This window comes from Nonomuraea sp. NPDC049784 (assembly GCF_040659615.1).
In the GTDB taxonomy this organism is placed as follows: Bacteria; Actinomycetota; Actinomycetes; order Streptosporangiales; family Streptosporangiaceae; genus Nonomuraea.
Window position 1 is genome coordinate 1 of the sequence record NZ_JBFAMX010000572.1, and the last position, 6,614, is coordinate 6,614.

A 6,614-nucleotide genomic window follows, 5' to 3' on the forward strand; every position below is an offset into this window, starting at 1 on the left:
ACCATCGCGGCCGTCAGATCGTCGGCGGGCGCCGACACCTTCCAGCCCAGAGTGCGCACGCGCCGGTTCCTGGTGATCAGCCGCATGCCGGCGGGGATCAGCAGCACAAGGAGCAGCGCCCCCGCGCCGATGCCGATCTTGCCGATCAGCGGCATGGAGTCGTCCGGCGGCAGCCCGCCGGTGGCGACCAGGCCCTCGCGGTCCAGCTCACGGGGGTTACGCCGGGTCTGCGGGCCGATGGGCTCGTCCGCGGACGAGGTGGTCGCGCCCGGCGTCGGCGTCGTCGCCTCGCCCGTGGCCCGTGGCCTGGGCTGCGTGTACTCGGGTACGCGCGCGCTGCCCTGACCGAGCGACCCGGCGGGAGTGGGCTCGAACGGCAGCCAGCCCACGCCCTCGAAATACAGCTCGGGCCAGGAGTGGGAGTCGTTCGTGCCGACCTGCCACCGGTCGCCGACCTTCGTGCCGCCCGTGTAGCCGATGGCCACCCGCGACGGGATGCCCACCAGCCTGGCCAGCACCGCCATCGACGCGGCGAACTGCTCGCAGTAGCCCGCCCGGTCACGCAGCAGGAAGTCCCGCAGCGCCGAGTTGCTGTGCCCCTGCGTGCGCAGGTTGTAGGTGAAGCCGCCGTCCTTGGTGAAGAACTGCTGCAGCTTCACCGCCGCGTCGTAGTCCGTCTTGGCGCTCGCGGTCAGCGAGGCCGCCAGCTCGGCGATCTCGGGAGGCAGGTTGTCCGGCAGCTTCAGGTAGCGGGGATCGGTGCTCGGCCGGGTCCCGCCGAGCGATTCCAGCAGGTCCGCCGTCGGCTCCGGCTCGCTCGTGGCCACCTCGTACTCCAGGCCCGCGGCCTCGTCGCGGGTGGAGAAGACCATGAGCGTGTCCACGTCGGCCCGCCAGTCGCCGTCAACCTGGATCTGCTTGGGCGGGTACGGCAGCGGCAGGAACTGCAACTTCTCGATCTCGTCGCTGATCTGGACGTTCGTGACCACGTTGTCGATCTTCGGCTGCCGGCCCAGGCCGGGCGGCGCGGGGAGCGGGCCGTTGTCCGTCCTGTTCTGCGGTGCCCCCTTCGGCTCGGTCATGCCGAACTGCTGACCGTCGAACGTGTCGAGCGTGTAGATCCGTAGATAGCGAGGTTTGTCGTCGTTGTTCTTGTAGGTGAGGACCACCCGCCGCTCCGGCAGCTCCAGCTGGCCCTTCAAGTTGGCGATCGGGTTGGGGATGCTGATCGAGTTGCCCTTGCCCGGGCCGCTGCCGCCCACGCCGAACGTGAAGAACGACACCGGCTCCATCGCCGGCAGCAGCGCCGGCACCAGCACGGCCAGCGCGATCGCGGCGAACCCGATGCGCTTGCCCGACAGCCGCAGGCCGCTGGTGTCCGCCCGGGAAGGCGTCGCGGGCTGCGAGGTGGCCGCACGCGTGCGCCGTACCAGCACGGCCCTGCCCCAGTGGCCCACCCGCTCGCGGCCGTCGGCGATCAGCAGGCTGACGAACCCGAGCGCCGCCAGGATGAACGCGGGCCAGCTGATCGGGTCGGGCAGGATCGTCGCCGGCACGGTGGCCAGCGCCAGCAGCGGCAGCCCGGCCAGTGCCGCCCGGTGCAGCCGCGCGGCCAGCAGGTCCACGGAGATCGCGATCAGCGCCACGCCGCCGGCGGTCAGCAGCGTGATGCCGTCCGTCGTCGGCACAGGAGCGGCGAAGCGCTGGATGTCGGCCCAGCCGACGCCGAGCAGCCTGCCCAGCTCCGCCACCGACTCCTTGGTCGGCACCACCAGCACCCACGCCTTGCCGGCGGCGAAGACCGCGGTCAGGTAGATCCACGTCGCGACCACCGCAGCTAACGGCGCCGCCCACGCGGGCAGCGACAGCCGGCTGCTCAGCAGGCCGGCGGCCATCACGGCGAGCACGGCGCCCAGTGACGTCCAGAACCAGGCGCCGCCCTGGAAGAGCGGGTAGAGCAGGATCGCGGCGGCGAACGAGGCCACCCCGGAGGCGGTCGTCAGCCTCATGTCGCACCTCCTGCGGCCGTGGTCGCCCTCATGCCGCGCCTCCCGCCGGGTTGAGCGCGTATCTGCCGCGGTTGGCGGCGTCCTGCCAGACGGAGGCGATCGAGGTGCCCGCGGGCAGTCGCACGATGCGCCAGCCGTACCCGGCCAGGACCGTCTGGACGGCCTGATGGTTCTCCGCGGCCGCCCGGTCGCCGCCGTCCCACGTGCTCACGTCGAGCATGACCGCCACTCCGGTGATGCCGCTGTGCCTCAGTCTGGCCAGCTCCCTTGCCTCCTCCGGATCGAGATCGCCGAGCACGGCCACGATCAGCCCGTCGCCGCCGCCCTGGCGCAGGGCCGATACGCCCATCTCCAGCGAGCGGGCCGGGCTGTGCCGTATCACGGCGAGGGTGTCGAGCAGCGACCAGCTCAGGCCGGTGTCCGTCAGGTGCTCTGCCCCCTGGTCGGTCACCAGCCGCAGGCCGAGGCCCTCGTGGGCGAGGTGCACGCCGATCGAGGCCGCGGCCGAGACCGCCGCCTCGAACGACGAGCGCGGGCCCTCGCCGCGGTGCGCGTACCTGCGGGTGTCCAGCAGGAGCGCGCCGCGGCTCTGCCACTGCTGCTCCTCGCGGCGCACCATCAGCTCGCCGTGGCGGGCCGTCGAGCGCCAGTGCACCCGCCGCAGGTCGTCGCCCTGCCGGTATTCGCGCGGCGCCACGTCGTCGTCGCCGGCAGCCGCCACGCTCCTGGTACGGCTGTCGCCGCCGCCCGTCCACTCACCCGACAGCCGTACGTGGGGCAGCGCCGCCACGTGCGGCGTCACCACGAGCGTGTCGCTGATCGTGAACGAGCGCGTCAGCTCGACGAGCCCGAACGGGTCGGCGATGCGAACCGACAGCGGGCCGATCGTGTAACGGCCGCGCAGGTCAGAGCGCACCCGGTAGTCGATCTCCCGCACGCCCCGCGACTCGACGCGGTCCAGCACGAACCTGGGCCGCACGCCCAGCGCATAAGGAACGGTGTCCTCGATGAGCAGCAGGCCGGTCGGGAGCCTGGTGACGTTCTCCAGCCGCAGGGTCACGGTGGCCTCGCCGCCCACCTCCGCCCTGGGCGGGTCGAGGCGCCTGGCACAGCTCAGCCGGTAGCGCGTGCGCGCCACCACCATCGCCGCGAGCAGCGGCAGCGCCGTCACCAGCACCCCGATCCTGAACAGGTCGTTCTCTCCCAGGATGATCGCCATCAGCAGCGCCGCGATCCCGGACGCGAGGAACGACCTGCCCCTGGAGGTCAGCGCCCGCAGTCCGGCCCTCACCGTGCCCCACTCAATTCGTGCCGTCGATGGATGTCCTCGCTACGCTGCGGATCCATTAACGGCCTCGCGTCTCCGGCACCGGCACGCGCCTGATGAGGTCGGTCACCACCTGCTCCGGCAGGCGGCGCTGCCCCTGGGCCTCGACACTGGGCAGCAGCCGGTGCGCGAGCACCGGGATGGCCAGGTCCTGCAGGTCGTCGGGGATGACGTAGTCGCGACCGGCCAGCGCGGCGTGCGCCCTGGCGGCCCGCACGAGCTGCAGCGTGGACCGGGGCGAGGCGCCCAGCCGCAGGTCAGGGGAGTGGCGGGTGGCCACGACGAGGTCGATGGCGTACTTCTTGACCGCCTGGGAGACGTAGACGCCGCGTACGGCCTCGATCAGGGCGCGCACCTCGGCCGTCGTCGCCACCGGCTCCAGCTTGTCCAGCGGAGAGGTGCCGCCGTGCACGTCGAGCATCTCCAGCTCGGCGTGCGGCTCGGGGTAGCCCATCGCGACGCGCGCGGTGAAGCGGTCGCGCTGCGCCTCGGGCAGGGGATAGGTGCCCTCCATCTCGATGGGGTTCTGCGTGGCGATCACCATGAAGGGCGAGTCCAGCGTGTACGTCACGCCGTCCACCGTCACCTGGTGCTCCTCCATGCACTCCAGCAACGCGGACTGCGTCTTGGGAGAGGCACGGTTGATCTCGTCGCCCACCACGATGTTCGCGAACACCGGGCCGGGCTTGAACTCGAATTCCCTGGTCTGCTGGTTGTACGCGCTGACCCCGGTGATGTCGCTGGGCAGCAGGTCCGGGGTGAACTGCACACGGCGCACCGGGCAGTCGATGGAGCGGGCGAGCGCCTTGGCCAGCATGGTCTTGCCGACCCCTGGCACGTCCTCGATCAGGAGGTGACCCTCCGCGAGCAGGACGGTGAGCGTGAGGCGGACGGCGTCGCTCTTGCCCTCGATCACCGATTCGATCGCGCTGCGAATCCGGTGAGCCGTGGAGACCAGCTCGTCGAGCTGGGGAGGGACATCATGGGTTACTGCCACCAGGCCTCCATGAGAGAAGTGCGACGGCTGTCCCGTACTGTGCCATTGCGGGAGCCATGCCATTCCTTTTCCATTGTGTGTACGACCCTACGACGCTGTGGGTTCTCGAGCGACATTTGTGGATATTCCAGCGAACCCTGGCGATGTTCCCGTTCTTGTCGCATAGCAGTGCGAATCTCGTGACACGAACCCCCTCGGGGCGCTCCACTTTCCCCCACCGAGGGCTTCGTGAAGGGGGCGGGCCCTTATTACTGCGCTCTTTTGAACCCTCGACACGCCCATGAGGGTTGACCGGGCGGTCACCCCGCTCCACCCCGCTCCATCGCGCTGACCTGCGGTAATGCAATGGAAACCAATGATGAAGACGGTTCGAATCAGTTGACGGTGGGGAGAAGTGGAGTATGGTGGTGCGCAGTGGAGGGCCCGGTGCACCAGCGCTGAGCGCTTCACGAGGCACGGGAGGTGGGGCCGGTGTTCCTCGGCACCCATCAACCGCGTCTGGACGACAAGGGACGGCTGTTCCTGCCGGCTAAGTACCGTGAGGAGCTGGCGGAGGGTCTTGTGATCACCAAAGGCCAGGAGCGATGCCTCTACGTCTTTCCCGTGGAGGAGTTCCAGCGCATTACCGAGGCTCTCAGCACCGCCCCGGTCACCGCCAAGGCGGTACGTGACTACAGCCGCGTCTTCTTCGCCAGCGCGTCCGATGAGAAACCGGACAAGCAGGGGCGCATCACGATCCCGCAGAGCCTGCGTCAGTACGCGGGTTTGGAGCGTGACTGCGTGGTCATCGGGGCCAACACCCGGCTGGAGATCTGGGACGCGCAGGCCTGGGACACCTATCTCAACGCGCAGGAGCAGGCGTTCGCCGATCTGTCGGAGGAGGTGCTGCCAGGGATCTTGTAGTAGCCACGGTCGATCCGTCGATGCTGTCGTTCGGCGAGGTCTCCACCCGCAACCACTGCCTGTCAGCTGATGCACCTTCCCCGGTGTCAGATGGCAGGCGTCCACGAAGAGGGTGCGGATGGGGACCTGGCCGGACGGCACCGGGTGGGGACTCTGTGACCGGCGATCGATCTATACGCGTCATCCGCGAGCAAGGACGCGAGAGGGGGGTTGGAGATGCAGGACAACGCCGGCACGGGCGGTCACGTTCCGGTGATGCTCGAGCGCGTTCTGGAGCTGCTGGGCCCCGCGCTGTCCGGAGCGTCACCGGTCGTCGTCGACGCCAACCTCGGTCTCGGTGGCCACTCGGAGGCCCTGCTCGCCACATTTCCCGAGGTCCATCTGATCGGGATCGACCGCGACCCTTTCGCGATCGACTACTCGACTCGCAGGCTGAGCCCGTACGCGGACAGGATCACCCTGGTCCACGCCTCCTCCGGCGATCTGGCCGAGGTGCTCGCCCGCGCGGGGCACACCACGGTCAACGGAGTGCTGTTCGACCTGGGAGTCTCCTCGCCGCAGCTGGACGAGGCGGAGCGCGGGTTCGCCTACTCCTACGACGCGCCGCTCGACATGCGGATGGACACGGAGCAGGAGCTGACGGCGGAGAAAGTGGTCAACACCTACTCCGCGGCAGAGCTGATCCGCATTCTGCGTGACTACGGCGAGGAACGATTCGCCCCGCGTGTCGCGGCCCTGATCATTAAGGAACGGGCTAAAGAGGCAATAACCTCGACTAAGCGGCTTGCGGACATCGTGCGCGAGGCGATTCCCGCCGCGACCCGGCGCACCGGGGGAAACCCCGCCAAGAGGACTTTCCAAGCGCTGCGCATCGAGGTGAACGCGGAGCTGACCTCCCTGGAGGAGGCGCTCCCCGCGGCACTCGACGCGCTGGCGCTCGGTGGGCGAGTCGTCGTGCTCTCCTACCACTCACTCGAGGACCGGCTCACCAAGCAGGCCCTCACGGCGCGAACCAAGGACACGAGCCCCCCCGGGCTGCCCGTTCCGCTGCCGGCTCACCAGCCGAGGTTCCGCCTGCTGACGAAGGGAGCCGAGCTCCCAAGCGAAGAAGAGCTCGCCCGCAACCCGCGGGCGGCCTCGGCCCGGCTACGGGCGGCAGAGAGGATCCGTGTTGACGACTGAGCAGGAGACCGGCCGGGGTGCGCCCGTCCGCCGCGCAGTACCCAAGCCCGGGCCCAAGACGGGCACGCGCCGGCTCGGGGCGACACACCAGTCCAAGCCGCGGCCCCGTCCTGACGTCGAGAGCAAGCTGTCGGCCGCCGAGCGGGCGCGCCTCGAACTCGACGGCAAGCGATCCGGCGCCGAGCGGGCACGTACG

General features: G+C 69.8%; 6 protein-coding genes. 3 read left to right on the plus strand and 3 right to left on the minus strand.

The window, feature by feature from the left end; all coding sequences use genetic code 11:
- The 3 genes from AB0J09_RS52190 to AB0J09_RS52200 form a co-directional block, all read right to left on the minus strand.
- On the minus strand, nt 1-2,009 hold a 2,009-nt coding region (locus tag AB0J09_RS52190), incomplete at its 3' end, for a DUF3488 and transglutaminase-like domain-containing protein (RefSeq protein WP_360709312.1).
- Between the two features lie 28 nt (nt 2,010-2,037).
- Nucleotides 2,038-3,300 (minus strand): DUF58 domain-containing protein, encoded by a 1,263-nt coding sequence (locus AB0J09_RS52195; RefSeq protein WP_360709315.1) that lies wholly within the window; start codon nt 3,298-3,300, stop codon nt 2,038-2,040.
- 55 nt (nt 3,301-3,355) lie between these two features.
- Entirely contained in the window at nt 3,356-4,333 is a 978-nt protein-coding gene (locus tag AB0J09_RS52200; RefSeq protein WP_360709317.1) for a MoxR family ATPase, read from the minus strand.
- A 471-nt stretch (nt 4,334-4,804) separates the two neighbouring features.
- On the opposite strand from AB0J09_RS52200, the gene mraZ reads away from it, so the two are divergent.
- The 3 genes from mraZ to AB0J09_RS52215 all read left to right on the plus strand — a co-directional run.
- On the plus strand, nt 4,805-5,236 hold the full coding sequence (gene mraZ / locus AB0J09_RS52205; protein WP_357728740.1) for a division/cell wall cluster transcriptional repressor MraZ: 432 nt from the start codon (nt 4,805-4,807) through the stop codon (nt 5,234-5,236).
- A gap of 216 nt (nt 5,237-5,452) precedes the next feature.
- Nucleotides 5,453-6,418 carry a 16S rRNA (cytosine(1402)-N(4))-methyltransferase RsmH gene (rsmH, locus tag AB0J09_RS52210; protein ID WP_360709320.1) on the plus strand — a complete coding sequence of 322 codons (966 nt, stop codon included), beginning with the start codon at nt 5,453-5,455 and terminating at the stop codon, nt 6,416-6,418.
- Nucleotides 6,408-6,614: hypothetical protein (locus AB0J09_RS52215; protein ID WP_360709323.1), on the plus strand; the 207-nt coding region annotated here is incomplete at its 3' end. The genes rsmH and AB0J09_RS52215, both read left to right, overlap by 11 nt.

Coding starts and splice junctions, on each gene's coding strand:
- rsmH (WP_360709320.1), top strand. CDS start 5,453: ATGCAGGACAACGCCGGCACGGGCGGTCACGTTCCGGTGATGCTCGAG.